Raw genomic sequence first — 26953 nt, 5'->3', positions numbered from 1 at the left:
GTCAGGAAACCTCCGTCTCGAATTCGGGTGTGATGACGAGCAGCTTTCCGCGCGAGGTGGCGTCGTCCATCGCGCGGCACACCGCGCGGTGCCAGCGGCCGCGCAGTTCGACGCGGTGGTGCGCGCCGTCGTCCAGCGTCAGCACCTCGCAGAGCCCGGCCGGCAGCACCTCGTCGGCGTCGCAGCCGATCAGCGCGCCGGCATCGGACAGCAGCATCTGCGCGTCGCGGTTGACGAAGGCGATCATCCCGTCCACATCGACGCCGACGATCGGCGTCGGCACGTTCTCGAGCACGCCGCGGGCGTTCGCGGCACGCGACTCTTCGAGGCTGGTCTGCTCCCGCTGGCGCGCCAGCAGGCCCTCGAGGCGCTCGTTGACCAGCGCCAGCTCGTGGTTCGCGCTGTGCACCTCGCGGGCGAGCCGCCGGTTCTCGTCGGCCAGGTCCTTCTGGCGGAAGGCCTCGGCGACGTGGGCGCGCAGGCGTTCGTCGTCCCACGGCTTGGTCAGGAACTTGTAGATGGCGCCTTCGTTGACGGCATCGGTGATCGACTGCAGTTCGGTGTAGCCGGACAGCACCATGCGCACCGTGTCGGGGTAGAGCTCCTTGGCGCGGCGCAGGAACTCGACGCCGGTCATGCCGGGCATGCGCTGGTCCGACACGATGACGTCGACGTTCACCTCGGCCAGGCGCTGCAGGCCTTCGGCGCCGCTGTGGGCGGTGACGATGTGGTAGCCGTCGCGCCGGAACAGGCGGCGCAGCGAGGACACGATGTTCTCCTCGTCGTCCACCAGCAGCAGCGTGCGCTTGCGCCGGTCGCGCGTCAGGAAGCGCTCGGGCAGGCGGCGGTTCTCGCGCAGCATCTGCTCGATGTCGGCGGCGGGGACCGGCGCGCTGAAGAAGAAGCCCTGGATCATGTCGCAGCCGTTGGCGATCAGCAGGTTCAGCTGGCCCTCGGTCTCGACCCCTTCGGCCAGCACCTTCATCTGCAGGCTGTGGGCCATGTTCAGCACGGCGCGGGTGATCGAGACGTCTTCGGGCGCGGAGGTCACGTCGTGCACGAACGAGCGGTCGATCTTCACGACGTCGATCGGCAAGGTGCGCAGCACCCCAAGGTTGGAGTAGCCGGTGCCGAAGTCGTCGAGCGAGATCTCCACGCCGATGGCCTTCAGCTCGCGCAGCGTGCGGGCCGCATGCTCCCCGTCCACCGTCAGCATGCTCTCGGTCACCTCGACCCCCAGGTGGGCCGGGTTGGCGCCGGTCTCCAGCAGGATGCCGTGCAGGCGGCGCGCGATGTCCGGCTGCTGCAACTGCAGCGGCGACAGGTTGACGTGCACGCGCACGTTGGGCAGCCCCGCGCGGGCCCACGATGCGGCCTGCGTGCAGGCGCTGCGCAGCACCCATTCGCCGATCGGGATGATGAGCCCGGTCTGCTCGGCCACCGGGATGAACTCGGTCGGCTCCACGTCGCCGAGCTCGGCGCAATGCCAGCGCACCAGCGCTTCGACGCCGAGCAGCCGGCCGTCGAGGAGGTCGACCTGCGGCTGGTAGTGCAGCGTCAGCTCGTGCTTGCCGATCGCGCGGCGCAGCGCCGATTCCAGCGTCATGCGGCGCACCGCATGCACGTTCGCCTGCGGCGTGAAGAAGGCGATGCGGCTGGCGCCGTTGTCGGTGTGCAGGCGCGCGGTCTGCGCGCATTCCAGCAGGCGCTGCGCGCCGTCGGCATCGGCCGGGTAGGTCGCGATGCCGATCGAGCAGCTGAGGTAGACCTCGGTCTGCCCGACGTTCTCGGGCAGCCGCAGGCCGTCGAGGATGGCGCGGGCGCGTTGCGAGACGGTGTCTTCGCCGTCGCCGAGGGCCGGGTCGAGCAGCACCGCGAATTCGCCGCCGCCCAGGTGGGCCAGCGTTTCTTCGGAGCGGCACAGCCCGGACAGGCGCGCCGCGATGGCCATCGCGAGCGTGTCGCCGGCACCGAAGCCCATCGTCTCTTCGACCTGGTCGACCTGGGCGATGCTGAGCGACAGCAGCGCGAAGCGGCCTTCGTCCCATTGCGCGGCATGGGCCGCGGCATCCACGCGGTCCAGCAGCAGCACGCGGTTCGGCAGGCCGGTCAGTTCGTCGTAGTTGGCGAGCTCCTGGATGCGTCCTTCGGCCTCGCGCTGGGCGGTGATGTCCTGCAGGATCACGACGCCGCGCAGCGACACGCCGTCGGCGCCGACGTCGACCACGCCGCGGTGCAGCACCACCAGCCGGCTGCCGTCGGCGCGCAGGATGCGGTGCTGGAATTCGAACGGATCGCCGCGCGCGGCGCCGCGCCAGATCGACAGCAGGAAGCGGCGCTCGTCGCGCGGGATCCAGCGCAGTGCGGCCAGGATCGACAAGGTCCCCGGTTCGTGGGTTTCGCCAAGCAGCGCGTAGGCGCCCGACGACAGCGTCGCGCGGCGGGCGCTGAGGTCGATCTCGACCGAGCCGCTGCGGCACAGCAGCTCGGTCTGCGCCAGCATGCGGGCCCGCCACTCGGCCAGTTCGCGCGCGAACTGGATCTCGCTGACGTCGCTCAGCGTGACCAGGTCGGCGGGTTCGCCTTCGAACACGATGGCCCGGCCGAACACGCGACCGACGAAGAGGCTCTGGTCGGCCCGCACGCAACGGATGTCGTAGGCCACGCCGGCGACGCCGGCCATGCGCTGGCGGATGTGTTCGGCCACCCGGGGCATGTCCTGCGGGTGCACGACCGCGGTGGCGGACATGCCCAGCAGCTGCGCTTCGGTGTAGCCGAGCAGTTCGACCACCTTCGGGTTGACGTACCTGAAGCAGCCTTGCTGGATCACGAAGACGCCGACCTGCGCCTGTTCGAGCAGGTCGCGGTAGGTGCGGTGGGACAGGGGGCTGCCGCTGCTCGACGCGGGCGCCGCAGGCAGGGCGCCTTGCTGAGGACTGTCGGCAACTGATGACATGGTGGTCTCCGTCGGGGGCGATTCACGTGCATCTCTCGTGGATGCTGCGGGAGTTATCGACCTGAACGGGGCCGGCTTGAAGCGAGCGCGGCCCGTGACGCGGCTTGCGTGCACAAGTCCACGAAGCGCCCCGCGCGGCGACCGCCAGCGCCAGCGCTAGCGCAGGACCTTCTTGATCACTTCGACCAGCTTGGCGGGATCGAAGGGCTTGACCAGCCAGCCGGAGGCCCCGGCGGCGCGGCCGGCCTGCTTCATGTTGTCGCCGGATTCGGTGGTCAGGATCAGGATCGGCGTGGCCTTGAACTTCGGGTTGTCCCGAAGTTTGCGGGTCAGGCCGATGCCGTCCAGGCGGGGCATGTTCTGGTCCGTCAGCACCAGGTCGAAGTCGGTCGAGGCCGTCTTCTCATAGGCGTCCTGGCCGTCCACGGCTTCCACGACGGTGTAGCCGGCGCTCTTCAGCGTGAACGACACCATCTGACGCATGGACGCCGAATCGTCGACGATGAGGATGGTTGGCATGCGGCGTTTCCAATCAGTGTTGAGTTTCGGCGAAGCCAGGCAAGCACATTCAAGAAGGACGCCGTCGCACTGTACTGACTTTCAGAACCATCGCGTCGCGGCGCGCGCGATCTCTTCCGCCGTCGGTGCGGTGTCGGATGCCCATGCGACGACGCCGTCCGGGCGCACCAGCAGCGCCGACAGGCCGAGTTCGTTCGTCGCACCGCAGGCGACGTGGACGATCCGTTCGCCCCACGGGGCGACGGCGTGCCGCAGCGGCGGCGACGCGTCGAGATCGACCAGCACGCCGGCCCCCGCGCGGAGGTGGAACGCCAGCCGGCTGCCATCGTGGAACTCGAAGTCCGGCGCGCTGCAGCCGGCCAGCGGGTGGCCGCCGCCGAGGTCGTAGCGCAGCGAGACGCCCCAGAGCTGCTCGGCGAACCAGGTGGCGCCATCGGGCGTGTCGACCAGGCCGCGGACGATGCGCTCCAGCGCCCGCCCATGCGCATCGGGCCGCATGACGGCGGCCTGCGCGCGGGTCCAGTCCAGCAGCCATTCGCCGACCGGATGCCGCTCGGCGTGGTAGGTGTCGAGCAGGCCGGCGGGCGCGCCGCCGCGCACGGTGGCGGCCAGCTTCCAGCCGAGGTTCATCGCGTCGCCCAGGCCGGCGTTCAGGCCCTGGCCACCGAGCGCGGAATGGATGTGCGCGGCGTCTCCGGCGAGGAGCACGCGGCCCCGGCGGTAGGTCGTCGCGAGCCGCGCACGGTCGGTGAAGCTGGTGGCGAGGTGGACCGCCGACAGCGTCACGCCGGTGCCCGACACGCGTCGAAGCACCGATTGCAGGTGCGCCGGCGTGATCGCCTGCGAGCGGTCGAAGGCGCCGCCGTCGAAGTCGGCGATGGCGATGCGGCCGGGCTCGTTCATGTAGAAGCCGGCGGGTGTCGCATGGCGACCCGGCGGCAGCGTCTGCGGGTCGGCCATCTCCACCAGGGCGGAGTACGCGGTGAACTCCGGCTCGGTGCCCGGGAACTCGAAGCCGGCCAGCTGGCGCACCGCGCTGCGGCCGCCGTCGCAACCGACCAGCCACGTCGCATGGAACGCGTGCCCGCCCGCATGGACGGTGACCGCGTCGCCGTGGTCGTCGAGGCCGGTGACCGCGTGCCCCCGCCGGAGGTCGACGCCCAGCGCGACGGCCCGTGCGCTCAGCACTGACTCCACCGACCGCATGTCGGCTGCGAAGTTGGCCGACGCCGGATTCGGCAGGCGGTATCTCCAGCCGGCCGGATCGATCTTCGCGGGGTCGATCGCGATGCCTGCGAAGTGGCCGGCCTGGGCCTTGCGAGAGGCGCCCGGGACTGCCGGGACGAGCTCGTCCAGCAGGCCGCGGCGGTACAGCGCCTCGGCCGTGGCGACGGACAGGCCGCGGGTGCCGAGCGGCGGCTGCTTCAGCGGCGTATCGGGGTGTTCGGCGCGTTCGAGCACCAGCACGTCGAGTTTCGCGAGCGCGAGTTCGCACGCGAGGAAGAGGCCGACCGGGCCGGCACCGGCGATGACGACGTCATGCAGGCGGGAGGAGGGGGAATTCATGAATGGATCCAACGAAAAGGGGCAGCAGCAAGCCCTGGTGCGGTCGCGGCTGCGCCTGTCCAGGCGAGGCAACACGCAGAATCCCAGGGCAACGACGTCAGGAAGCCGATCGCGCGCGTGAACCGGCTTGGCAGTTCAACGCGATTCGCGATTCGACAGGGCGAAAGAAGGGGTTCGCTGACGTATAGGCCGCACCGTTCGGTGGGGGTGTCGGAGGGCGTCCCGACACAGGACACGTCGGGATCGCTGGCGATTCTAGCGGCGGCGTTGCGAGCCGGACGGGTTTCGCGGGCATCATCCGCGTTGCCGCAGCCGCGTACCGCCGATGCTTACCCCGCTGACCACGATCCCCTGGGCGTATCCCGCACTCGAAGCGACGCACATCGTCGGCATCGCGCTGCTGCTCGGCAACCTGGTCGCGCTCGAAGTGCGCGTGTTCGGCGGGGCTGCCGCGTTGCCGATGCCGGCGCTCGCGCGGCTGTCGCTGACGCTCGCGCTGATCGGCTTCTCGCTTGCGGCGACGAGCGGCCTGCTGATGTTCGCGACCCAGCCGGCCGAGTTGCTCGCGAACCGCGCTTTCGTGGTCAAGATGGGCCTGCTGGCGGTCGCCGGCCTCAACGCGGCCTGGTTCCACCGCCGCGGGTCGCTGCGCAAACTCGACACGACGGCAAGGCGACAGATGCTGGTGTCCACTGGGCTCTGGATCGCCGTGGTGATCTGCGGTCGCTGGATCGCCTATTGAGGGATCGACCGTCCCCCGCCTTACAGGAGTCGCGCCATGCCGTTGAGTCGCCGCCGGTTCGCCGTTCTCGCCGCCATCGCACCGTGGACTGTGCGCCCCGCATCGGCCCACCACGGGTGGAGCGGCTTCGACCAGGAACGCCCGCTGTACCTCGAAGGCACGGTGGTCGGCAGCAAGTGGCAGAACCCGCATGCCGAACTGATGATCGAGCTGCCGGCCGGCCTGAAGCTGCCATCCGACCTGGCCAGGCGCCCACTGCCGGCGCAGACCGCCGCGGTCGACGGCCCCGGCCTGCTGGCCCGGGCCACGCTGCCGCGGCGCAGCGACCGGCGCTGGGAGCTGGAGCTGGCGCCGCTGACCCGTCTCGACGCCTGGAAGGTGGCCGAGATCCGCGTGGGGGCGCGGGTCTCGGCCATCGGCTACGCCAGCAGCGGCGAGCAGGGCGATGCGGTGATGCGCGTCGAGTACCTCTTCGTCGGCGACAAGGCCTACGGGCTGAGGTCCAGCCCGGCCTGACCTCCACGCCTCACTGCTTCGGCAGGCTCGGGATCGCCTGGTTGCAATCTCCCTTCAGCGGCAGGTTGCGGCAGACGTACTGGCCGGCCGTGTTCTCGGTGGCCGCGCCGGCCGGGGCCGGCATGTGCACGCGCTGCTTCCAGATCTGCCAGAGCATGAAGCCGTCGTTCGGGCGGCCCTTGTTCTTCACGTAGTTCACCAGCGTCTCGACGTTGTAGTAGGCCGTCGCCATGTTGTTGCTGCCGTTCAGCATCTCGGAGTCGTACTGCACGCCGTTCGCGGGGATCTTCAGCACCGCGCCGCCGGCGCCTTCGGGGGCGATCTCCATGCCCATGTGGATCGGGCCGTTGTAGATCGCGCGGTACGACTCGTAGCCTTCGCGCGGGTCGTAGTAGTCGCCGCCGTCGTAGGCCATCAGGTTGACGTGGCTGAGCTTGCTGCCGCGCGTCTTGACGGCGGTGTACATCACGCCGCCGAACGGCGAGCCCCACTGCACCTTGCCTTCCTCGAACGGCGAGCCCTTCACGTAGTACGCGCCGGTCGACCAGCCGGCCACCGAGATGCCGAGCTTCGCGCCGCGCGACTGGATCTCGCCGTAGGTCGCGTCGATGATGCCGACGATCTGCGCATCGGTGTTGCAGCTGAAGTTGGCGGCATCGAGCTTGTTGCACGACGCGCCGTTGACTTCCCAGTCCAGGTCGACGCCGGAGGCGCCCAGGTCGAGCGCGAGGTCGACCACGCCCTTCGCGTTGTAGTTGGCCCATTCGCTGCCCTGGCTGTAGGCCCAGCCGCCGAACGACAGCCAGACCTGCGTGCCGCGCGCCTTCAGTGCCGCGATGTTGTTGCGCAGGTCCTGTGCCTGCTGTGCGCTGAAGAAGCGCTGCCCGTTGTTGCCGGACGCGCCTTCGACGAACTCGAAGCCGGCCATCGACTGGTCGAACGCGTAGCTGCCCTTCACGTACTGCGTGTTGGGCTTCGCGAAGGCCAGGTTCACGTGGGTGAAGTAGTTCGGGATGTTGGCCGGCGTCAGGTCGTAGAGGCTGGTGTTCCAGGTGCCGGAGTAGCCGATGTAGGCGCGGGGCGCCGGCGCAGGGGCGGGTGCAGGCGCCGGCGCGGGGGCCGGTGCCGGTGCCGGTGCCGGAGCGGGCGAGGGTGCGGGGGCCGGCGCGGGCGCCGGGGCCGGGGCCCCGCAGTCGTTCACCTTGGTCCACGGTTGGCCGCTGCCGGTCGGGCCGTTGTTCGTGGCCGGGTTCTGGCCCTGGGTCCACCAGTTGGCCTTGTAGTTGACCGTGCCGACGCTGGCCTGCTGGCCGCCGTTGTACGCGGTCGCGGCGAGCCACGCGGGCTGGCAGCCGGGGGCGGGCGCCGGCGCGGGGGCCGGTGCCGGCGTGGGGGCGGGTGCTGGCGCCGGCGTCGGCGCGGGCGAGGGCGCCGGGGCGGGCGTCGGCGCGGGGGCCGGTGCAGGGGAAGGCGCGGGACCGTCCGCGGCACCGATGTCGGTCCACAGGCTCGCGGTGGTCGGATTCCAGCCGGTGCTCGCGTAGTCGGTCTGCGCCACCGTGGCGCGGTAGTTGCGGCCGTTGTAGGTCACCAGCGAGCCGGCGGCGTAGAAGGTGTCGGCCTTCCAGGCGGGATAGCTGGCCGCCTGGGTCGACGTGACCGTCACGACCGCGGCAAAGGCGGCAAGCAGGCGCAGCCGATCCGGATGCAGGCGGGGGAAGGGGATGGTGGCAGGCATGGAGGACTCTCCGAAGGGCGGGTCGGGGTGGGGCGTTCCGGCGCTACTGCTGTCGGTGCCGGAACTGTATGCCGGAGTAATACCATTTCAGTACCAATCGACGGTGAAAGTGGTAATGGTTTGTGCTGACGGCCCTCGCCAAAAAAAGCGCGCGTTTGGAGTCCGGCCGGAAACGCGATCCAATAGCGGCCTCTCCTCTGCCGCTCCTCGAACCGAACCGTGTCCGCGTCCTCCCTGGACTCCCTCACCCTTCCCAAATCTGCGCTGGCACGCTGGGGCGACCGGTGGCCGCGCTGGCGGCCCTGGTTGCTCGGCACGGTCGCGTTCGGCCTGGCGCTGGCAGTCGGCCTCGCGCTGCGCCAGCTGCTGGTGCAGGTGCACTACAGCGCGGTGATGGCCGCGGTGGCCGGCACGCCGGCATCGAGCATCGGCCTCGCGCTGATCGCCACCGTGCTCAGCTACCTCGCGCTCGCCGGCTACGACAGCTCGTCGCTGCAGTACGCCGGTGCGCGGGTCGCGCGGGCCACCGTGCTGCTGACCTCGTTCGTCGCCTACGCGCTGTCGAACACCATCGGGCTCGGGCCGCTGTCGGGCGGCGCTGTGCGCATGCGGCTGTACACCGCGGCCGGGCTGGAGCCGTCGCAGATCGGCCGCGTGATCGCGTTCAACGCGGCGGCCTTCGGACTCGGCATGGCGGCGTTCGGCGCGCTCGGCCTGCTGTGGGGCGCCGACGAGGTCGGCGGCCTGCTGCACATCTCGCCGCTGCTGCTGCGCCTGCTGTCGGCGGCCTTGCTGGTCGGGCTGGCCGGCTTCATCTGGCTGTGCACGAAGCGCCGCGGGCTGCGCATCGGCCGCTGGGGCATGCGCCTGCCGACGCCCGAGCTCGCGCTGCGCCAGCTGGTGATCTCGGCGCTGGAGCTGTGCGCCTCGGCCGCGGCGCTGTGGTTCCTGCTGCCCGGCCAGCACATCGCGCTGCCGATCTTCATCGCGTTCTACGCGATCGCCGTCACCGCCGGCATCGTCAGCCACGTGCCGGGCGGCGTCGGCGTGTTCGAGGCGGTGATGCTGCTGGCCAGCGGCGGCACCGTGCCGACCGACGTGATGCTGGGTGCGCTGCTGCTGAACCGCGGCATCTACTACGTGCTGCCGCTGGTGCTGGCCACCGGCATGCTGGTGGCCTACGAGCTGCGCTCCGGCGTGGCCGCGCCGGTCGGCCGCATGGCCGTGCACCTGAGCCCGCGGCTGATGGCCGCGCTGACGTTGGTCGCGGGGCTGTGGCTGATGGTCTCCGGCGTGACGCCGTTCACCGAAGACGCGCGCGAGATCCTGGCGCACCTGAACCTGCCGCTGCCGCTGATCGAGGCCTCGCACTTCCTCGGCAGCGTGGCCGGGCTCGGCCTGCTGCTGGTCGCGCGCGGGCTGCTGCACCAGCTCGACGCCGCGTGGTGGGCCGCGCTGGTGCTGTCGCTGATCGCCGCGGTGCTGGCGCTGCCCAAGGGCATCGCGGTCACCGAGGCCGCGATGCTGAGCACGCTGGCGCTGCTGCTGGTGATCTCGCGCAACCAGTTCGACCGGCGCTCGTCGCTGTTCTCGCAGCGCCTCGAACCCGAATGGCTGCTGGCGCTCGGCGGCGTGCTGCTCGCCTGCGTGTGGGTGCTGTTCTTCGCCTACCGCGAGGTCGGCTACAGCAACCGGCTGTGGTGGCAGTTCGAGCTCGACGGCCAGGCGCCGCGCTCGCTGCGCGCGCTGACCGGCGTCGCGCTGATCGCGCTGGCCTACGGGCTGTGGCAGCTGCTGCGGCCGCCCGCCGGCGACGTGGCCACGACGACGCCCGAAGAGATCCAGCGCGCCGCCGACATCGTGCGCGCCAACCCGTCGTCCGACGGCTGCCATGTGCTGGTCGGCGACAAGCACCTGATGTTCTCGCCGTCCGGCCGCAGCTTCCTGATGTTCGGCAAGCAGGGGCGCTCGTGGGTCTCGCTGTACGGCCCGTTCGGCGACGCGCGCGAATGGCCCGACCTGGTCTGGCAGTTCATCGAGCGCGCCAACGACCACGGCGGGCGTGCCGCGTTCTACCAGGTGCGGCCGGCCACGCTGCCGCTGTACCTCGACTGCGGCCTGCATGCGCTGAAGCTCGGCGAATACGCCACCGTGCCCTTGCCCGGCTTCAGCCTGAAGGGCGCCAAGCGCGCCAACCTGCGCTCCGGCGTGAACCGCGGCGAGCGCGAAGGGCTGCTGTTCGAGGTGGTGCCGGCCGACGGCGTGGCCGCGCTGCTGCCGCAGCTGAAGCAGGTGTCCGATGCCTGGCTGGCCGAGCAGCGCGGCCGCGAGAAGAGCTTCTCGGTTGGGCGTTTCGATGGCGACTACCTGCAGCGGCTGCCGGTGGCGGTCGTGCGGCGCGACGACCGCATCCTCGCCTTCGCGAACCTGCTGATCACCGACGTCCGCAAGGATGCGAGCCTCGACCTGATGCGCCACCTGCCCGACGCGCCGCCCGGCACGATGGATTTCCTGTTCGCGAAGATCATGCTGCACCTGCAGGCCGAGGGCTACGAGCGCTTCGGGCTCGGCATGTCGCCGATGGCCGGCATGGCCGAGCGCCGCCGCGCGCCGCGCTGGCAGCGGCTCGGGCGCTTGCTGTTCGAGCATGGCGACCGCTTCTACAACTTCCGCGGGCTGCACAGCTTCAAGGACAAGTTCGAGCCCGACTGGGAGGCCCGCTACCTGGCCGCGCCGCCCGGGCTGGCGCCGGTCTTCATCCTGGCCGACGTGGCCGCGCTGATCGGTGGCGGCCTCAAGGGAGCGATCGGCCGATGAAACGGACGTTCGCGCTGCTCGCCGGTCTCGGCCTGGTGCTCGCGCAGGCGGCGGCGCCCTGCCGCGCCCAGGCGCGGCCGCAGCCGGCGAAACCGCCGCAGCCGATGCAGACCGCGCCCGGCACCGTGGCGCACGGGCTGTTCAACGACGTGCGGCTGTTCAAGCCGGCCGGACCCGTGCAGCAGTTCGTGCTGATGCTGTCGCCGAACGACGCGCCCGACGCCGCCGAGCGGCGCGCGATCGGCCGCATGGTCGACGACGGCGCGCTGGTGGCTGCCGTGCCGCTGACGCCGTTCTACAAGCGGCTCGAGAAGCAGGACGGCAAGTGCACCTATGCGGCCGGCGCGTTCGAGAACCTGTCGCGCCACCTGCAGGCCTACGAGCAGGTGCCGGGCTACCGGCTGCCGATGCTGGTCGGCACCGGCACGGCGGCGTCGTTCGCGTATGGCGTGCTGGCGCAGGCGCCGGCCGGCAGCTTCTCGTCGGCGCTGTCGGTCGGTTTCTGCCCGCGGCTGCTGCTGAAGACGCCGCTGTGCGCGACCAACGGCCTGCGCTGGGAGGTCACCAGCACGCTCGGCGCCGCGGCGTCCGGCGCGGCCGCGTCGCCTGCGACCGCATCGGCGGCCGACGGCTTCGACCTGCTGCCCGCGACCGCGCTGGCCACGCCGTGGGCGGCCGTGCCCGGCGCCGCCTGCGCGGCCGACAGCGCGCAGGCCTTCGTGCAGCAGGTGCCGAAGGCGCACTGGGTGCCCGACGGGCCCGATGCGTTCGCCGCGGCCTACGTGCAGCTCTCGGCAGCCCAGCGGGCCACGGCAGCACCGGCCGCACCGCCGGTGCCGCAGCAGCTGGCCGACCTGCCGATGGTCGAGGTGCCGGCGGCCGGCAGCGGCAAGCGCTTTGCGGTGCTGTTGTCGGGCGACGGCGGCTGGGCCGGCATCGACAAGGAACTGGCGGCCGCGCTCGCCGCGCAAGGCATTCCGGTGGCCGGCTTCGATTCGCTGCGCTATTTCTGGAAGGCCCGCACGCCTGACGGGCTGGCCGTCGACCTGGACCGCCTGATCCGCTATTACGCCGCGCGCTGGCAGCGCCCGGAGGCGATCCTGATCGGCTACTCGCAGGGCGCCGACGTGCTGCCGTTTGCCGTCAACCGCCTGCCGGCCGCGACGCGCGCGTCGGTCAGGCTCACCGCGCTGCTGGGGCTGGCCCAGCAGGCCTCGTTCGAATTCCACTTCAGCAACTGGCTGGGCCCGAGCGGCGACAAGCCGATCCTGCCGGAAGCGCGCCGGCTGTCGGCCGCCGACACCTTGTGCGTGCAGGGCGACCGCGAACGGGATTCGCTGTGCCCGAAGCTCGCGCCGGCACATGCGCGGGTGGTGGTGATGAAGGGCGACCACCACTTCGGCGGCGAGTACCAGAAGCTCGCGCGGCTGATCGTCGAGGCCGCGAGGTAGCCGCTGTCGCCGGCGCCGTTCACAGCGATTTCGCGAGCGATTCGATCAGGCCCCTGAGCCACCGCTGCGCCGGGTGGGTGTCGTTGCGCCGGTGCCAGATCAGGTCGAAGACCACCTCGGCCAGCACGACCGGCGGCGGAAACAGCGCCACGCTGCGGCGTGCCGACGAGTGAAGCGCCACGCGCTTCATCACCGTGGCCGCCATGTCGGTGCGGGCGACCACCGCCGGTGCCGCGAACATCTGCGGCAAGGTCAGCGCGAGCCGGCGCTGCTTGCCCAGCTGCGCCAGCGCTTCGTCGACCAGCCCGTGGCGGTCTCCTTCGGGGGACACGAGCACGTGCGACAGCGACAGGAAGGCCTTCATGCTCATGCCGCGCCGCGCGCTCGGGTGGTCGCGGCGGACGATCGTGACGAACTCGTCGCGCAGGATCGGACGGGTCAGGATCCTGCTTTCCGCCTTTGTGGGCGGAACGCCGACGGCCGCGTCGATCGTGCCGGCGTCGAGCAGGTCGACGGCGCTGTCGCGATCGCTGAAGCTGCGCACGCGCAGCGAGACCCCGGGCGCCTGCTGCTCCAGCGCTTTCACGAGCGCGGGCAGCAGCACGAACGCCGGGTAGTCCGACAGGCCGACGGTGAAATCCAGCGCCACGTCGGCGGGCTCGAATTCGGGCCGCTTGACGAGGACCAGTTCCAGCTGCCGCAAGGCCTGCGACACCGGACCGGCGAGGTCCCTGGCACGCGCTGTCGGCTGCAGGCCCTCGGCACTGCGCAGGAACAGCGGGTCGCCGAACAGCGTCCGCAGGCGCAACAGCGCGGCACTCATCGCCGGCTGGCTCACGCCGACGCGCACCGCTGCGCGGGTCACGTTGCGCTCGTCCATCAGCGCATCGAAGGCCGCGAGCAGGTTCAGGTCGATGCCATGAAAATCCATGAATCAAATACCGACTTATACAAGTCATTTGTTGGACAGATGGTAGCGCGGCGCCGAGACTGGGACGTCATCACTTCACAGCGCCCGCAGGGCACGTCAGCATGAGCCACTCGAACCTCCTCCGCCCCAGCGCCTCCGACCAGGCCCGGCGCCACGCCATCGAGCTGTTGTACCGGGCCTTCAGCGACCACGACCCCGACCTGATGGACCTCGCCGTCACGGCCGACTGGGACGACATCCCGCTCGCGCCCGGCCAGGGGCCCGGGCCGGACGGCCTCAAGCCCATCATCCGCAGCGTCGTCGAGGCGTTGCCCGACGTGCGGATCGTGATCCACGACGTCCTGATGGGCGAAGACCGCGCCGCGGTTCGTGCCGAGATCACCGGCACGCACCGCGGGCCGCTGTTCGGCATCGCCGCGACCGGCCGGAAGGTCAGCATCCGCATCCACGAGTTCCATGAATTCGACGGCGAGCGCATCAAGCGCACCTGGCACCTGGAGGACTGGTTCGGCGCGTTCCTGCAGCTCGGTGCATTCCCTGCACTCAACAACGACTGACGCACCGAGGGCATCACGATGAAATCTCTTCGCATCCACGCCTTCGGCAACCCGAGCCACGCCGAGCTCGAGCACACCACGCTGGCCAGCCCGGGCCAGGGGCAGGTGTCCGTTCGCATCGAGGCCGCCAGCGTGAACCCGCTGGACCTGAAGATGCTGGCCGGCCACATGCAGCAAGTCTTTCCGGTGACGCTGCCGTACACGCTCGGCACCGACCTGGCCGGCGTGGTCGAGCAGGTCGGCCCAGGGGTCGATCGATTCAAGCCGGGCGACCGCGTCGTCGGCCGCGTGGAGCCGACGGCCGGCGGCGCGTTCGCACAGGCGGCGCTCATTCCCGCGCAGGCGCTGAGCCCGATGCCGGCCGACATGAGCTTCGAGCAGGCCGCGGCATTGCCGACGGCCGCGGGCACGGCCTGGCTGGCCCTGTTCGGGGCAGGCCGCCTGCAGGTAGGGCAGCGCGTGCTCGTCCACGCCGCCGCGGGCGGCGTCGGCAGTTTCGCGGTGCAGTTCGCCAAACAGGCCGGCGCGCATGTCATCGCGACCGCGTCGGCGCGCAACCTCGGCCTGGCCCGCGAACTGGGTGCCGATGAAGCGATCGACTACCAGCGCCAGGACTTCTCGACCGTCGTGCGCGACGTGGACCTGGTCCTCGACACGGTCGGCGGCGACACGCTCGAACGCTCGTGGCAGGTGCTCGCGGCCAGCGGTGCCATCGTCAGCACCGTCGACTTCGCGATCGAGGCGCGCGGTGGCCGGCCGGGCTCGTTCGTGTTCTTCAACCACGACGCCGGCACGCTGGACCGGGTCCTGCAGCGCTTCAGCGAGAAGCAGCTGCAGATCGTCCTCGACACGATCCACCCGCTCGACGATGCGCGCGCGGCACTGGAGCAGGTCGCCGGCGGTCACGCCCGCGGCAAGGTGATCGTGCGGGCCGCGCGATGAGGAGGGCACCGATGAACCATCGCCGACTGTCCATCGCCGTCGCGCTCGTCGCGTTGCTGTCGTCGCTGGCCGGCATGCCGGCCCGTGCCGCCGAGCGGGACGTCTCGCCGGAAAAGCTGGTCGATCCGAGCCACCTCGTCGAGGTGAGCCCGGGGGTGCACGTGATCGAAGACAGGGACCAGATCGTCCTGGTTCCCAACATCACCCTCATCACCGGCAGCGATGCCGTGCTGGTCGTCGACACCGGCCTCGGGCCCGACAGTGCGCGCCGCGCGCTGCAGACCGCCCGGCGCCTGGCCGGTGCCCGGCGGCTGTACCTGACGACCACGCACTTCCATCCGGAACACGGGTTCGGCGCGCAGGTGTTCAAGGGCGAGGCCACCATCATCTACAACCGCGCGCAGCGCGACGAGTTGATGCAGAAGGGGGCCGCCTACCAGCGGCTGTTCAGCGAACGCCTGGGCGTGGCCGCGGCGCTGAAGGACGTTCGCTTCGTCGCGCCGGACATCGTCTACGAACGGGAAGCCGAGATCGATCTCGGTGGCCGCATCGTGCGCCTGAGCCACCACGGCCGCGCGCACACGCAGGGCGACCAAGTGGTGTCCGTGCCGGCGCAGGGCGTGGTGATCCTCGGCGACCTGCTGGAGACGAGATCCTTTCCGATCATGCCGTGGTTCCCGGAGATCGGGGACATGGACGTCGACCCGCTGAACTGGCGCGAGATCTTTCGTGCGGTAGCGCTCGGCCATCCGAAGGTCGTCATCCCCGGCCATGGCCGCGTGGGCACCGCGGCCGATCTGGCCGAAGCGGCCCGGCACCTGGATGTGGTTCGCGCCGAAGTCACGCGGCGCTGCGCTGCGGGGCAGGACCTGCCGACGATGCAGAAGGAACTCGTGCCGATCCTGCGCGCGCAGCATCCGGACTGGGACCTGCCGCAGTGGATCCCGGGCGAGATCCAGGTCCATCACGCGCGCCTGTGTGCCGTGGCCCCGGCGCCGGAAGCCGGCCGGTCCTGACGGCGTGGCTACATCGACCGTCCGTCGAAGTGGTCGACCGGGATCGCCGCCAGGTCGATGCCTTCGATGCAGCGCAGGTTGACGGCGGCCATCGCCGCGCCCGACGGCGACGTGCCTTCGCCATAGGGGTGGATGCCGCAATGCGGGCAGAAGCGGTGCTGGATCAGGTGCTTGTTGAACAGGTAGGTGCTGGCGTTGTCGTTCGGCGTCAGCAGGCGCAGCGCGCTGCGCGGCACGAACCACATCAACGAGCCCTTGCGCTGGCACATCGAGCAATTGCACGACAGCGCCGAGGCGATCTCGCCATCGACCTCGAACTTGACATGGCCGCAGTGGCAGCTTCCAAGGTGTGTCATGCCTGACCTTTCATGGGGGGCGTTGCAGGGCGGCGCCAGTCCGTCATTCAATGACGGCGCTTGGCGACGACCTCGAAATGTATTTCAGCGGCGCCTCTGACGAAGAAGGATTCGTCTACCGCTGCGAACCCGTGCTGCTCGTAGAAGCGCTGTGAGTTGCGCGTCTCGACCACGAGGAGCAGCCCCGCGCGGCCCCGCTCGGCACCCCGTCGCACTGCAGGCTGAGTGGGTACGTCGCTTGCCCCATCTGCGGGCCGAGTATTCTCTCAGCCCCCTTCCAAAGGAGACGACACATGCCCAGCAAGAACATCGCGAAGAACACGATCTGTCTCTGGTACGACGGCACGGCGCTGGACGCGGCGCGCTTCTATGCCGAGGTCTTTCCCGATAGTTCGGTCGGCAGGGTGACGCGCGCACCGGGCGACTTTCCGGACGGCAAGCAGGGCGACATCCTGACCGTCGAGTTCACGGTGCTGGGCATCCCGTGCCTGGGCCTGAACGGCGGGCCGGCCTTCAAGCACACCGAGGCGTTCTCGTTCCAGGTCGCGACCGACGACCAGGCCGAGACCGATCGCCTGTGGAATGCGATCGTCGGCAACGGCGGCCAGGAGAGCGCCTGCGGCTGGTGCAAGGACAAGTGGGGCCTGTCGTGGCAGATCACGCCGCGCGTGCTCACCGAAGCGTTCACCGGCTCGGATCCCGCGGCGTCGAAGCGGGTGTTCGACGCGATGATGAAGATGGGCAAGATCGACGTCGCCGCGATCGAGGCCGCGCGCCGCGGCTAGCCTTGTTCGTCGGTCGGTCGGCGTTCAGCGCGCCGGCGCCGCCAGCTCGGCCCACAGCGCCTCGAGCGCGGCCGAGCGGTAGCCGCGCCGCTGCACCAGCACGGTGTCGCAGTCCTGCAGCGGCACCAGCCGCAGCGCCGGCGGCGGCGCCATCAGCGCGAGCACTGAGCGCGGCACCACGCCCGCGCAGTGGCCGCCGGCCACGCACGCCAGGATCGCGTGGTACGAGGCCAGCTCCAGCACGCGCGGGCCGGTGCCGTCGCGCGTCATCCAGGCTTCACCGATCTGCCGGTAGGTGCAGCCGGCCGCGAACGCTGCCAGCGTCGCGACCTGCAGGTCGGCCGCGCTGCGCACCGGCGGATGCCCCGGCGGCAGCGCCAGCAGCAGCGATTCGGTGAAGACCGGCGCGGCCTCCAGCGCCGCGGGCAGCGCGTCGATGCCGGGCGATGGCAGCGCGACCAGCGCGCAGTCGATCGCATGGGCGGCCACCGCGTCGACCAGCGCACGGGTGGGCCCGGTGCGCAGTTCCAGCTGCACGCCGGGCCAGCGCGCATGGAGCCTCGCCAGCGGGCCGGGCAGGCGGCTCGCCGCAGTGCTCTCCATCGACCCCAGCCGCAACCGGCCGCCGGGCTGGCCCGGCCGCAGCGCCTGCCGTGCTTCGTCGGCCAGCGCCAGCAGCCGCATCGCGTAACCCTGCAGCGTCTCGCCCTCGGCGGTGAGCGCCATGCGCCGGCCTTCGCGCAGGAAGAGCGTCACGCCCAGGTCTTCTTCGAGCTGCTGCACGCGGGTGGTCACGCTCGACTGGGCGCGCTGCAGCAGCTCGGCCGCACGGGTCACGCTGCCCTCGCGGGCCACGGTGCAGAAGATCTCCAGCGCCACCAGGTCCATGAATTCTTGTTTAGAGATTGATTTTGAAAATAGAATCGCCAAACAAGATGATAAACCACCGCCCGACCCGGCGGCACGCATGGCCCACGAGCTGTCTTCTTCTTCCCCCGCCGCTGCCGCTGCGCTGCGCGATCGACCGATGGTGGTGGCGCTGGCCGGCATGGCGGCGTTGGCCTCGGCGATGGGCATCGGCCGCTTCGCCTTCACGCCGCTGCTGCCGATGATGTTGCATGACGGCGTGGTCGACCTGGCCGGCGGCAGCTGGCTGGCCACTGCCAACTACATCGGCTACCTGCTCGGTGCGCTGGCCTGCATGGCGCTGCCGTGGCTGGCCCGGCGCGGTGCCCGGGTGCCGGGCGCTGCGGCGCTGGCGCGCAGCGGGCTGGTCGCCACGGCGCTGCTGGCGCTCGGCATGGCGCTGCCGTTCAGCGCCACGTGGCCCGCGCTGCGGCTGGCGGCCGGTGTGGCGAGCGCGCTGGTGTTCGTCAACGTGTCAGGCTGGTGCATGGGGCGGCTGGTGGCGCTGGGCCGGCCGGCGATGGGCGGCCTGATCTTCTGCGGGCCGGGGCTGGGCATCACGCTGAGCGGGCTGTCGGCCAGTGCGATGGTGGCGCTGGACTGGCGGGCCGCCGCCGGCTGGGCGGTGTTCGGGCTGCTCGCCACCGTGCTGTGTGCGCTGGTGTGGCCGGTGGTGCAGGGCGCGGTCGCGCCGCGCAGCAGCACGGCGCCGGCGGGTGCGGCTCCGGCCGCGCCGCCGCGGGCCGAGCGGGCGCTGCTGACGGCTGCCTACGGCCTGGCGGGCCTGGGCTACATCGTCACCGCCACCTTCCTGCCGGTGATCGCGCGCGGCGTGCTGCCGGCCGGCTCCGCATGGCCCGACCTGTTCTGGCCGATGTTCGGGGCCGGCGTCACCGCCGGTGCCGTGCTGTCGACGCGCACGCCAGCGCACTGGGATCGCCGTTGGCTGCTGGGCGGCTGCTATGCGGTGCAGGCCTCGGCGATCGCGCTGGGGCTGTTCTGGCCGGGGGCCGCGGGGTTTGCGCTGGGCAGCGTGCTGCTCGGCGTGCCGTTCACCGCGATCACGTTCTATGCATTGCAGGAGGCGCGGCGGGTGTGGCCGGCCGCGGGCGACAGCTTCACCGGCCTGTTGACCGCGGCCTACGGCGTCGGCCAGATCGCCGGGCCGCCGATGGTCGCGCTGCTGCTGCACCGCAGCCCCACGCCGGCGCAGGGCTTCCAGCAGGCGCTGGCGGCCGCGGCAGCGGCGTTGGTGGTGGGCATCGCGTTGTATGCCGCGATGGCGCGGCGCTGGCCGCTGCGGAGGTGAGCTTGGCAGCCCTCCTGGGCGGCTGACGTTTGGTTGCACACGGGCGCATCTCCGTCATTTGCCGGTCAACCCTTTGCAGGGGGGGCATTTCAGAATCGCGCGGCCTTCCGGCATGACTCGAGACCGCGAAAGAACAGAATGAAAAAGGGCTCCCTCCGCTTGCACGGGATCAGCAGCTTGCTGATGTCCTTGTGCCTGACCGCCTGCGGCGGATCGTCGGGCGATGAAGCGTCTGCGCCGGTGGGGGCGGCGCCGACACCTGCGCCAGCTCCGTCTCCTGCGCCAGCTCCAGCGCCCGCGCCGAGTCCTGCGCCCGCGCCGGCTCCCGCTCCGGCCCCTGCACCCGCGCCGGCACCGACTCCCGCCCCCGCGCCGGCGCCAGCGCCGACACCTGCTCCGGCACCCGCTCCCACCCCAGCACCGGCTCCCGCGCCCACGCCCGCACCAGCTCCCGCGCCCGCGCCCGCACCGGCGCCGGGGGTGGTCGATCCAGGCAGCACGCTGACCACCTGGGCGGCGCCCGGCGCCACGCCGAAGCCCGCCGTCACGCCCGGCACCTGGCGCGCCGGCGGCCCGAACCCCGACCAAGCCAACTTCCGCCTCGTCAAGGAGTCGGCCCACTTCGCGTTCTATTCCGACGAAGCGGTCTCCGATGCCGACCTGACCCTCGCGGCCGACACGCTGGAGAACACCGTCTGGCAGAACCTGTTCAACACGAACCTGGTGATGCCCGAGCCGTTCTTCGACAAGGCGGACAAGATCAAGCCGGCGATCCACATCCATTCCGACTGGGGCCTGACCGGCGGCGCGTGGGTCGACAACCAGCGCGGGCTGCACCTGGGCATGTGGATCGCGCCGGCCGCGCTGAAGGACCACTGGGGCCTGACGCACGAGTTCACGCACGGCTGGCAGTCGTGGGCCGGCAACAACGGCGGGCTGGCCTGCAACCAGTCGAACACCTGCGGCTGGCTGTTCGAGAGCCACGCGAACTTCACGCCGCACCAGCTGCCCGAGTACCAGGGCAACGCGCACTGCTCGGAGATGCTGCCGAACGCGCCGCACCTGTACCTGGGCTCCACGCGCGACCGCTACTGCAACTGGCAGTTCATGGAGTTCCTGAAGGACAAGTACGGTCCTGGCGCGGTCACGCAGATCTGGACCACCAGCGGCGCCGACCCGCTGACCAACATCCAGAAGTCGCGCGGCTGGACGCTGCCGCAGCTCAACGACTTCATCGGCGAGTGGGCGATGCACAACGTGGTGTGGGACTACAAGGCCACGCCCGACACCTTCCGCAGCACCTACGGCAACATCACGCTGACCGACAAGGCCGAGCGGCTGCACCGGCTGATGCCGCTGGAGGCGCTGGACACCAGCTGGGCGAGCAACCGCCGCTTCGCGTCGCCGTTCTACGGTGCACCGCAGCGCTTCGGCTACAACGTCGTGCGGCTGTACCCGACCAACGGGGCGAGCACCGTGACGGTGAAGTTCCGCGGCATCAACCAGGCGGGCTCGGACGCCGACTTCCGCTGGGGGCTGGTGGCCACCAACACGCAGTTCACGTCGGCGCGCTACAGCGCGCTGCAGAAGGGGCTGGACGCCGACCTGACCTTCAAGGTGAACGCCGGCGAGCCGCTGTTCATGGTGGTGGCGGCGACGCCGTCGGCGTTCAAGACGGTGGTGTGGGACCAGGCCTACGAAACCATCTGGCGCTACCCGTACATGGTCGAGCTCGCGAACGCCTGGCCGCAGGGCTTCCAGAACGGGCAGCGCGATGCCTGCCCGTCGGGCACGGCCCGTCATTCGAATGGCGACGGCTGCGCCCCGACCAGCACGCCGGCGACGGTGTACGTCGGCCCCTACGCGACCATCCTGCCGGGCGGCAGCGCCAGCGGCAGCGCGCGCATCGAAGACCAGGCCATCGTCAGCCGGGGCACGGTCACCGGCGGCACCGTCGGCGGGCTCAGCGTGATCGGCTCGGGCGGCAACGCGTTCTCGGTGTCGGGCTCGGCGCAGGTGCGCACGACGTTCTATCCGCTCGGCTTCTTCGAGGCGAACCAAGGCGCCTCGGGCAGCCTCGATCTGCATGGCGACGTCGAGTACCGCGGGGCGGGTCTGAACCTGAGCGCGGGCAGCCGCTCGGGCTTCGTCGATGCGACGTCCGCCGTCGGGTCGGCCACCGACGTCAACACCAAGACGACGCTGACCTGGCGGCCGTGATGCGCCGCTGACTGGGCTCGGTCGGGCTCGGCGAGTTCGCTGACAATTTGAGGACGTCACGAACCTCACCGACCGTCCCATGAGTTCTCTGCAAGTTCCCTGGCTGCGAGCGTGGCTCCCTGCGCCCACGGCCGTCAGCACGCGCGAGCGATTCCGCGCGGTGGTCGGCGCGCTGCTCGGCATCGCCCTGACGGGGCTGATCAGCGCGCTGATGCTGCAGGGCTCGCCGGGCGCGATCGCCCTGATCGCGCCGATGGGCGCGTCGGCGGTGCTGCTGTTCGCGGTGCCCGCCAGCCCGCTGGCCCAGCCGTGGTCCCTCCTCGGCGGCAACATCGTGTCGGCGGTGATCGGCGTGGCCTGCGCGAGCTGGATCGATGCGCCGGCGCTGGCGGCGGCACTGGCGGTCTTCCTGGCCATTGCCGCGATGTTCGCGCTGCGCTGCCTGCACCCGCCAAGCGGCGCGGTCGCATTGACGGCCGTGCTCGGAGGCCCGGCGGTGCATGCCGCCGGCTACGGTTTCGTGCTGGTGCCGGTCGCCCTCAATTCGCTGCTGCTGCTCGGCGTCGCGCTGCTCTTCAACAACGCGACCGGCCGCCGCTATCCCCATTCGCAGCAGTCCGATACGGCGCACCTGCACCGCACGGCCGACGGCCCGCCAACCGAACGGCTCGGTTTCACGCCGGCCGACCTGCAGGCGGCGCTGAAGGACTACGACCAGGTGCTCGACATCGGTATCGACGACCTCGAATCGCTGTTCCACCAGACCGAGATGAAGGCGTTCCGGCGCCGCTTCGGTGAGGCGCGCTGCGAAGACGTGATGTCGAAGGACGTGCTGACCGTCGAGTTCGCGACCGAGCTCGACGTGGCCTGGGGCCTGATGCACGAGCACGCGGTGCAGGCGCTGCCGGTGGTCGACCGGACGCGGCGGGTGATCGGCATCGTCACGCGCTCGGACTTCCTGGCGCAGGTGGAACTGCAGGACCGGCGCGACATCGGCCGGCGGCTGCGCGCCTTGCTCGCGCGCAACACGAACTCGCATTCGGACCGGCATGAGGTGGTCGGGCAGATCATGACCGCGCCGGTGCGGACGGCCTTCGCATCGATGCCCGCGGTCGAACTGGTGCCGTTGATGGCGGACGCCGGGCTGCATCACATCCCGGTCGTCGACGAGCAGCGCAAGCTGGTCGGGATGGTCACGCAGACCGACCTGGTCGGCGCGCTCTACGAGATCTGCCTGTCGCGCCTGTCCGCCCCGCGCGGCGTTGCGGTGTGACCGTTGCTCACGTTTGTTGTCCCTTGCGCCTATACGCGTGACGGGGGCGTGAGGTGTACTGCGTTCCTGCTGTGGAGGGTGCGTTCCGGTCGCACCGATCAACGAGGAACCAACGATGAACAAGATGATGCTCGGCCTGGCCTGTTCCAGCGCCGTCCTGCTGGCCGCCTGCGGTGGCAGCGATGCGGACACGGCTTCCGATGACGCGGTGGCCGATGCCCAGGGGGCGCGCACGATCGAGGCCGCCGCGGCGACCGGTGCGAAGAAGCTGACGACCACGGTCGGCGCGCTGGTGGCCGACAAGCTCGGCGCCTGCACCGAGACGGTGACCTCCAGCTGGGACATCCGGCTCGCGGCCTGCAATGCCGGCACGGCGCAGAAGTTCCAGTTCATGCCGGTGTCGTCCGACAGCGCGAGCAACCTGGTGCTGATCAAGAACCCGGCCTCGGGGCTGTGCGTGACCGCGCGCGGCAGCAAGTCGGGCGCATTCGTCGACCTCGACACCTGCAACGGCCGCAAGGCGCAGCAGTTCCGCCTGGCCGCGCTCGGCACCAGCCTCGCGCAGGTGGCCAGCTACGACGGCAGGCTGTGCCTGACGGCACCGACCCGCATCGGCGTCACCGAGTTCTCGCTGGCGACCTGTGCCGCCGGGAATGCGCAGCAGGCGTTCCGCCTGGCGTTGGACAACACGCCGGCACCGGCTCCCGCCCCCGCGCCGGCGCCTGCTCCCGCGCCGGCTCCTGCGCCTGCCCCCGCACCGGCACCAGCGCCAGCGCCAGCGCCAGCGCCAGCGCCAGCGCCTGCCCCCGCACCCGCACCCGCACCCGCACCCGCACCGACCCCCGGCACGTGGTGGAAGCCGGCTGCGTCGTCGACGTGGCAATGGCAGCTCACCGGCACCCTGAACACCTCGTACAACGCGACCGTCTATGACATCGACCTGGTCGACGCGAGCGCGGTGACGATCTCGCAGCTGAAGGCCGCGGGCCGCAAGGTGGTCTGCTACTTCTCGGCTGGCAGCTCGGAAGACTGGCGCCCCGACTACTCGAAGTTCGCCGCCGCCGACAAGGGCAAGGCGCTCGACGGCTGGGCCGGCGAGAAGTGGCTGGACATCCGTTCGGCCAACGTGCGCGCGGTGATGGCCGCCCGCCTCGACCTCGCGCAATCGAAGGGCTGCGATGGCGTCGAGCCCGACAACGTCGACGGCTACACCAACTCGTCCGGCTTCCCGCTGACCGCGCAGGACCAGCTCGACTACAACCGCTACCTCGCGACCGCGGCGCACCTGCGCGGCCTGGCCATCGGGCTGAAGAACGACGTCGACCAGCTCGCCGCGCTGGAGCCGTCGTTCGACTTCGCGGTCAACGAGCAGTGCAACGAGTATTCGGAATGCGGTGGCTACTCGGCCTTCACGGCCAAGGGCAAGCCGGTGTTCAACGCCGAGTACAAGAGCAACTACGTGAACAACACCAGCGGTGCGCGCGACAAGCTGTGTGCTGCGTCGAAGGCAGCGGACATCCGCACGCTGGTGCTGCCGCTCGCCCTCGACGGGTCGTTCCGCTACAGCTGCGACTGAAACCGCGGCGACTGAAGCGATTCGGCCTCGCTCCCTTGCGGGGGCGAGGCCGAAGCCATCAGGCGTTTGCCGACGTCAGTCGAAGGTCGGCGTCTCGACGCCCAGCACCTTGTGCAGCTTCGGGCTGGTGGTCGTGTACTGCAGGTGGATGCGCTTGTCCGGGAAGATGTACGGCGCTGCCGCGAAGGCCGCCAGCGCGGCTTCGTGGAAGCCCGACAGGATCAGCTTCTTCTTGCCCGGGTAGGTGTTGACGTCGCCCACCGCGAAGATGCCCGGCGTGCTGGTCTCGAACTTCTCGGTGTCGACGACGATCTGCTTGCGCTCCAGGTTCAGGCCCCATTCGGCGATCGGGCCGAGCTTCGGGCTCAGGCCGAAGAACACCAGCAGCACGTCGACCGGCACGACGCGCGTGACGCCGTCGCCACCGGTCACCTTGACGCCCGACAGCCGGCCGTCGCGCTCGTCGTAGCCGGTCACCTGGCCGACGATGAACTGCATCTCGTAGGCGTCGCACAGCTCCTTCATCTTCGCGACGCTCGCCGGCGCCGCCTTGAAGCCGTCGCGGCGGTGCACCAGGATCACGCTCTCGGCCTTGTTCGGGCCGTCCTGCACGAAGTTCAGCGTCCAGTCGAGCGCCGAATCGCCGCCGCCGACGATCACCAGGTTCTTGCCGGCGAACTGCGCCGGGTTCTTCACGCGGTAGAACAGCTGCGATTCGTCGAACTTGTCGAGCCCGTCGACCTTCAGCAGGCGCGGCTGGAACGAGCCCACGCCGCCGGCGATGAAGATCGTCTTCGTCAGGAAGCGCGTGCCCTTGCTGGTCTCGACGTAGAAGCGGCCGTCGTCCTGTTTCTGCACCACCGTCACTTCCTGGCCCAGGTGGAAGGTGGCGCCGAACGGCTCGATCTGCTTGAGCAGGTTGTCGGTCAGCTCCTTGCCGGTGCACACCGGCACGGCCGGGATGTCGTAGATGGGCTTGTCGGGGTACAGCTCGATGCACTGGCCGCCAGGGTAGGCGAGCGAGTCGATGATGTGGGCCTTGATCTCGAGCAGGCCGAGCTCGAAGACCTGGAACAGGCCGACGGGACCGGCGCCGACAATGACGGCATCGGTCTCGATCGGGCCGTCGTGCGAGCCGGCAGTCTTTGAAATCTCCACGTTGGCGTTCGGTTCCATGGCAGGTCAGGTGATTGTTTTCTGGCGGGTTACTTGATCAGTTCGGACAGCTTGCCCGTCTTGTCTTTCCAGTCGTCGGCATCCGGCAGCGCGGCCTTGCGCTTGGTGATGCTGGGCCACTTCTTCGACAGGTCGGCGTTGATCTTGATCATGTGGACCTGGTCGCCGGGGACGTCTTCCTCCGGCAGGATCGCGTTGACCGGGCATTCGGGAATGCACACCGCGCAGTCGATGCATTCGTCCGGATCGATCGACAGGAAGTTCGGGCCTTCGCGGAAGCAGTCGACCGGACACACGTCGACGCAGTCGGTGTACTTGCAACGGATGCATGCTTCGGTGACGACGTGGGTCATGGTGCTGGCTCAGAAATTGGAAGAAAAGGGTGCCTGAACGGTGCCGGGCCGGAGGGCAAAACGAGCGATTTTAAGGGCTTGGGGTTTTCACCGGAAGCGAGACGGGTCGGGCAGGGGCTTTTGCTTGCGTTGCAGCAACTGGTTCTGCCGCCGCCACCGGCCGCGCGCCTGCGCCGACGGTGACGACCGTCGGGCGCCCGGCGTGCAGCAGGCTGGCGCGGGGCAAGCCGTCCAGCGCATGCTCGCTGTGCAACTGGTCCGGCCAGCCGGCGCGCGACACCACGCTGACCGGCGTGTCGGCCGGCCAGCCGCTGTCGAGCAGCCCGCGGGCGAGGGCGGCCAGCTGCTTGCCGGCCATGTAGAACACCTCGGTGTCGGCGCTGCGGGCCGCGCGCAGTTCGCGCGTCTGCGTCATCGCGGTCGTCAGGCTGACGCTGCGGCCGGCGCCGCGGCGGGTCAGCGGGCGCTGCGTGGCGGCCGCCGCCGCGATGGCCGCGGTGACGCCGGGGACCACCTCGCAGGCGATGCCGGCCTCGGCCAGTGCCGCCAGTTCTTCTTCGAGGCGGCCGAACACGCTCGGATCGCCGCCCTTCAGGCGCACGACGGTCGCGACCTCCTGCGCATGCTTCACCAGCAGCGCGTTGATGGTCTGCTGGCCGGTGCTGTCGCAGAAGCCGCGCTTGCCGACGTTGATCCAGCGGGCACCCGGCGCGTACTGGCGCAGCGCCGGGTCGGTCAGCGCATCGAACAGCACCACGTCGGCCAGCGCCAGCCGCTGCGCGCCGCGCACGGTGATCAGGTCGGCCGAGCCCGGGCCGGCACCGATGAAGATGACGCGACCCGCCTGGCTCACGCCACGCCCTTCACCAGCAGCGCGCCGCTGGTGCGGTTGGTCGCCGGGTCGACGATGATCAGCGAGCCGCCGACGCGGTTCGACTCGTAGGCCTCGACCGGCAGCGCCTGCTGCGTCTCGACGATCACGTGGCCGATCTCGTTGACGGCCAGCTGGTGCGCTTCGGTGGCTTCCAGCGTGTGGATGTCGAGCCGGCTCTCGATCGCGGTGATGCGCGCCTGCACCCAGCGGTTGCCGTGGCGCACCCAGTACTTGCGGCCGACGACGGCCGGCTCGGTGTCCAGCCAGGCGAGCGTCGCGCTGAAGCGCTGCGTCTCGTGGATGGTCGACGGCGTCGCGATCCAGTCGCCGCGCGAGACGTCGAGCTGCCGGTCGAGCACGACACCCGCCGACTG

The 26953-nt window shown here is 70.5% G+C and carries 23 protein-coding genes; 12 read left to right on the top strand and 11 right to left on the bottom strand.

Going from position 1 to position 26953, the window contains the following annotated elements:
- Window position 1: 1 nt before the first annotated feature.
- The 3 genes from FHT26_RS27170 to FHT26_RS27160 all read right to left on the bottom strand — a co-directional run bounded on the left by FHT26_RS27170 (window position 2) and on the right by FHT26_RS27160 (window position 5041).
- On the bottom strand, window positions 2–2956 hold the full coding sequence (locus FHT26_RS27170; protein ID WP_168563214.1) for an EAL domain-containing protein: 2955 nt from the start codon (window positions 2954–2956) through the stop codon (window positions 2–4).
- Between the two features lie 156 nt (window positions 2957–3112).
- On the bottom strand, window positions 3113–3475 hold the full coding sequence (locus tag FHT26_RS27165; protein WP_168563213.1) for a response regulator: 363 nt from the start codon (window positions 3473–3475) through the stop codon (window positions 3113–3115).
- Between the two features lie 81 nt (window positions 3476–3556).
- Entirely contained in the window at window positions 3557–5041 is a 1485-nt protein-coding gene (locus tag FHT26_RS27160) for an FAD-dependent monooxygenase (protein WP_168563212.1), read from the bottom strand.
- A gap of 325 nt (window positions 5042–5366) precedes the next feature.
- Between FHT26_RS27160 and FHT26_RS27155 the strand changes: the two genes are divergently transcribed.
- Together FHT26_RS27155 and FHT26_RS27150 are read left to right on the top strand one after the other, a co-directional pair.
- Complete coding sequence (locus tag FHT26_RS27155) at window positions 5367–5783, top strand: hypothetical protein (RefSeq protein WP_168563211.1); 417 nt, start codon at window positions 5367–5369, stop codon at window positions 5781–5783.
- Between the two features lie 36 nt (window positions 5784–5819).
- Window positions 5820–6299, top strand: coding sequence for a DUF6152 family protein (locus tag FHT26_RS27150; RefSeq protein WP_168563210.1), 480 nt, complete (start codon window positions 5820–5822; stop codon window positions 6297–6299).
- Between the two features lie 10 nt (window positions 6300–6309).
- Here the strand turns inward: FHT26_RS27150 and FHT26_RS27145 are convergent, their stop codons facing one another.
- Window positions 6310–8037: a carbohydrate-binding protein gene (locus tag FHT26_RS27145; RefSeq protein WP_168563209.1), complete on the bottom strand. Its 1728-nt coding sequence runs from the start codon at window positions 8035–8037 to the stop codon at window positions 6310–6312.
- A gap of 219 nt (window positions 8038–8256) precedes the next feature.
- Between FHT26_RS27145 and mprF the strand changes: the two genes are divergently transcribed.
- Window positions 8257–10854 (top strand): bifunctional lysylphosphatidylglycerol flippase/synthetase MprF, encoded by a 2598-nt coding sequence (gene mprF, locus FHT26_RS27140; RefSeq protein ID WP_168563208.1) that lies wholly within the window; start codon window positions 8257–8259, stop codon window positions 10852–10854.
- Window positions 10851–12305, top strand: a complete 1455-nt coding sequence (locus FHT26_RS27135) for a virulence factor family protein (RefSeq protein ID WP_168563207.1) — start codon at window positions 10851–10853, stop codon at window positions 12303–12305. Before mprF ends, FHT26_RS27135 begins: the two co-directional genes overlap by 4 nt.
- Window positions 12306–12324: 19 nt before the next feature.
- Here the strand turns inward: FHT26_RS27135 and FHT26_RS27130 are convergent, their stop codons facing one another.
- Window positions 12325–13236 (bottom strand): LysR family transcriptional regulator, encoded by a 912-nt coding sequence (locus tag FHT26_RS27130; protein WP_168563206.1) that lies wholly within the window; start codon window positions 13234–13236, stop codon window positions 12325–12327.
- A 101-nt stretch (window positions 13237–13337) separates the two neighbouring features.
- Here FHT26_RS27130 and FHT26_RS27125 point away from each other — a divergent pair, with 101 nt between their 5' ends.
- From FHT26_RS27125 to FHT26_RS27115, 3 genes are read left to right on the top strand one after another with little or no spacing between them, the layout of a single operon-like run.
- Window positions 13338–13793 carry an ester cyclase gene (locus FHT26_RS27125; protein WP_168563205.1) on the top strand — a complete coding sequence of 152 codons (456 nt, stop codon included), beginning with the start codon at window positions 13338–13340 and terminating at the stop codon, window positions 13791–13793.
- A gap of 18 nt (window positions 13794–13811) precedes the next feature.
- Entirely contained in the window at window positions 13812–14735 is a 924-nt protein-coding gene (locus FHT26_RS27120; protein WP_168563204.1) for an NADP-dependent oxidoreductase, read from the top strand.
- Window positions 14736–14746: 11 nt separating this feature from the next.
- Window positions 14747–15751 (top strand): MBL fold metallo-hydrolase, encoded by a 1005-nt coding sequence (locus FHT26_RS27115; protein WP_168563203.1) that lies wholly within the window; start codon window positions 14747–14749, stop codon window positions 15749–15751.
- Window positions 15752–15759: 8 nt separating this feature from the next.
- Here FHT26_RS27115 and FHT26_RS27110 read toward each other — a convergent pair whose 3' ends face one another.
- Window positions 15760–16107, bottom strand: coding sequence for a GFA family protein (locus FHT26_RS27110; RefSeq protein ID WP_168563202.1), 348 nt, complete (start codon window positions 16105–16107; stop codon window positions 15760–15762).
- A gap of 293 nt (window positions 16108–16400) precedes the next feature.
- Here FHT26_RS27110 and FHT26_RS27105 point away from each other — a divergent pair, with 293 nt between their 5' ends.
- Window positions 16401–16892, top strand: a complete 492-nt coding sequence (locus FHT26_RS27105) for a VOC family protein (RefSeq protein ID WP_168563201.1) — start codon at window positions 16401–16403, stop codon at window positions 16890–16892.
- A 24-nt stretch (window positions 16893–16916) separates the two neighbouring features.
- Here the strand turns inward: FHT26_RS27105 and FHT26_RS27100 are convergent, their stop codons facing one another.
- Window positions 16917–17780 (bottom strand): LysR family transcriptional regulator, encoded by an 864-nt coding sequence (locus FHT26_RS27100; protein ID WP_168563200.1) that lies wholly within the window; start codon window positions 17778–17780, stop codon window positions 16917–16919.
- 79 nt (window positions 17781–17859) lie between these two features.
- Here FHT26_RS27100 and FHT26_RS27095 point away from each other — a divergent pair, with 79 nt between their 5' ends.
- From FHT26_RS27095 to FHT26_RS29590, 4 genes are all read left to right on the top strand, one after another.
- Complete coding sequence (locus tag FHT26_RS27095; RefSeq protein ID WP_168563199.1) at window positions 17860–19107, top strand: YbfB/YjiJ family MFS transporter; 1248 nt, start codon at window positions 17860–17862, stop codon at window positions 19105–19107.
- A gap of 480 nt (window positions 19108–19587) precedes the next feature.
- Window positions 19588–21327 (top strand): DUF6055 domain-containing protein, encoded by a 1740-nt coding sequence (locus tag FHT26_RS27090; RefSeq protein WP_210427622.1) that lies wholly within the window; start codon window positions 19588–19590, stop codon window positions 21325–21327.
- 79 nt (window positions 21328–21406) lie between these two features.
- Entirely contained in the window at window positions 21407–22600 is a 1194-nt protein-coding gene (locus tag FHT26_RS27085; RefSeq protein ID WP_168563198.1) for an HPP family protein, read from the top strand.
- A gap of 115 nt (window positions 22601–22715) precedes the next feature.
- Window positions 22716–24176, top strand: a complete 1461-nt coding sequence (locus FHT26_RS29590; RefSeq protein WP_210427621.1) for an endo alpha-1,4 polygalactosaminidase — start codon at window positions 22716–22718, stop codon at window positions 24174–24176.
- A 75-nt stretch (window positions 24177–24251) separates the two neighbouring features.
- Here the strand turns inward: FHT26_RS29590 and FHT26_RS27065 are convergent, their stop codons facing one another.
- The 4 genes from FHT26_RS27065 to FHT26_RS27050 all read right to left on the bottom strand — a co-directional run.
- On the bottom strand, window positions 24252–25352 hold the full coding sequence (locus tag FHT26_RS27065; protein ID WP_056812305.1) for an NAD(P)/FAD-dependent oxidoreductase: 1101 nt from the start codon (window positions 25350–25352) through the stop codon (window positions 24252–24254).
- Window positions 25353–25381: 29 nt separating this feature from the next.
- Window positions 25382–25705, bottom strand: coding sequence for a ferredoxin FdxA (gene fdxA / locus FHT26_RS27060; RefSeq protein WP_056812302.1), 324 nt, complete (start codon window positions 25703–25705; stop codon window positions 25382–25384).
- Window positions 25706–25775: 70 nt separating this feature from the next.
- Window positions 25776–26558 (bottom strand): uroporphyrinogen-III C-methyltransferase, encoded by a 783-nt coding sequence (cobA, locus tag FHT26_RS27055; protein WP_168563197.1) that lies wholly within the window; start codon window positions 26556–26558, stop codon window positions 25776–25778.
- The coding region (locus FHT26_RS27050; protein WP_490362815.1) for an elongation factor 1-alpha C-terminal domain-related protein at window positions 26555–26953 on the bottom strand (399 nt) is incomplete at its 5' end. The genes FHT26_RS27050 and cobA, both read right to left, overlap by 4 nt.

Source organism: Rhizobacter sp. SG703 (assembly GCF_012275445.1).
Taxonomy (GTDB): domain Bacteria; phylum Pseudomonadota; class Gammaproteobacteria; order Burkholderiales; family Burkholderiaceae_C; genus Rhizobacter.
The sequence above is the reverse complement of the archived record's forward strand: the minus strand, read 5'-3'. Positions and strand labels throughout refer to the sequence as shown.

What these genes read in the sequence shown, in the direction of transcription:
- FHT26_RS27125 (WP_168563205.1), top strand. Translation starts at nt 13,338, where the DNA reads ATGAGCCACTCGAACCTCCTCCGCCCCAGCGCCTCCGACCAGGCCCGG.
- FHT26_RS27065 (WP_056812305.1), bottom strand. Translation starts at nt 25,352, where the DNA reads ATGGAACCGAACGCCAACGTGGAGATTTCAAAGACTGCCGGCTCGCAC.
- FHT26_RS27115 (WP_168563203.1), top strand. Translation starts at nt 14,747, where the DNA reads ATGAACCATCGCCGACTGTCCATCGCCGTCGCGCTCGTCGCGTTGCTG.
- FHT26_RS27145 (WP_168563209.1), bottom strand. Translation starts at nt 8,037, where the DNA reads ATGCCTGCCACCATCCCCTTCCCCCGCCTGCATCCGGATCGGCTGCGC.
- FHT26_RS27105 (WP_168563201.1), top strand. Translation starts at nt 16,401, where the DNA reads ATGCCCAGCAAGAACATCGCGAAGAACACGATCTGTCTCTGGTACGAC.
- FHT26_RS27130 (WP_168563206.1), bottom strand. Translation starts at nt 13,236, where the DNA reads ATGGATTTTCATGGCATCGACCTGAACCTGCTCGCGGCCTTCGATGCG.
- FHT26_RS27120 (WP_168563204.1), top strand. Translation starts at nt 13,812, where the DNA reads ATGAAATCTCTTCGCATCCACGCCTTCGGCAACCCGAGCCACGCCGAG.
- FHT26_RS27150 (WP_168563210.1), top strand. Translation starts at nt 5,820, where the DNA reads ATGCCGTTGAGTCGCCGCCGGTTCGCCGTTCTCGCCGCCATCGCACCG.
- FHT26_RS27155 (WP_168563211.1), top strand. Translation starts at nt 5,367, where the DNA reads ATGCTTACCCCGCTGACCACGATCCCCTGGGCGTATCCCGCACTCGAA.
- FHT26_RS27100 (WP_168563200.1), bottom strand. Translation starts at nt 17,780, where the DNA reads ATGGACCTGGTGGCGCTGGAGATCTTCTGCACCGTGGCCCGCGAGGGC.
- fdxA (WP_056812302.1), bottom strand. Translation starts at nt 25,705, where the DNA reads ATGACCCACGTCGTCACCGAAGCATGCATCCGTTGCAAGTACACCGAC.
- FHT26_RS27095 (WP_168563199.1), top strand. Translation starts at nt 17,860, where the DNA reads ATGGCCCACGAGCTGTCTTCTTCTTCCCCCGCCGCTGCCGCTGCGCTG.
- FHT26_RS27135 (WP_168563207.1), top strand. Translation starts at nt 10,851, where the DNA reads ATGAAACGGACGTTCGCGCTGCTCGCCGGTCTCGGCCTGGTGCTCGCG.
- FHT26_RS27160 (WP_168563212.1), bottom strand. Translation starts at nt 5,041, where the DNA reads ATGAATTCCCCCTCCTCCCGCCTGCATGACGTCGTCATCGCCGGTGCC.
- FHT26_RS27165 (WP_168563213.1), bottom strand. Translation starts at nt 3,475, where the DNA reads ATGCCAACCATCCTCATCGTCGACGATTCGGCGTCCATGCGTCAGATG.
- FHT26_RS27110 (WP_168563202.1), bottom strand. Translation starts at nt 16,107, where the DNA reads ATGACACACCTTGGAAGCTGCCACTGCGGCCATGTCAAGTTCGAGGTC.
- FHT26_RS27085 (WP_168563198.1), top strand. Translation starts at nt 21,407, where the DNA reads ATGAGTTCTCTGCAAGTTCCCTGGCTGCGAGCGTGGCTCCCTGCGCCC.
- FHT26_RS27170 (WP_168563214.1), bottom strand. Translation starts at nt 2,956, where the DNA reads ATGTCATCAGTTGCCGACAGTCCTCAGCAAGGCGCCCTGCCTGCGGCG.
- FHT26_RS29590 (WP_210427621.1), top strand. Translation starts at nt 22,716, where the DNA reads ATGAACAAGATGATGCTCGGCCTGGCCTGTTCCAGCGCCGTCCTGCTG.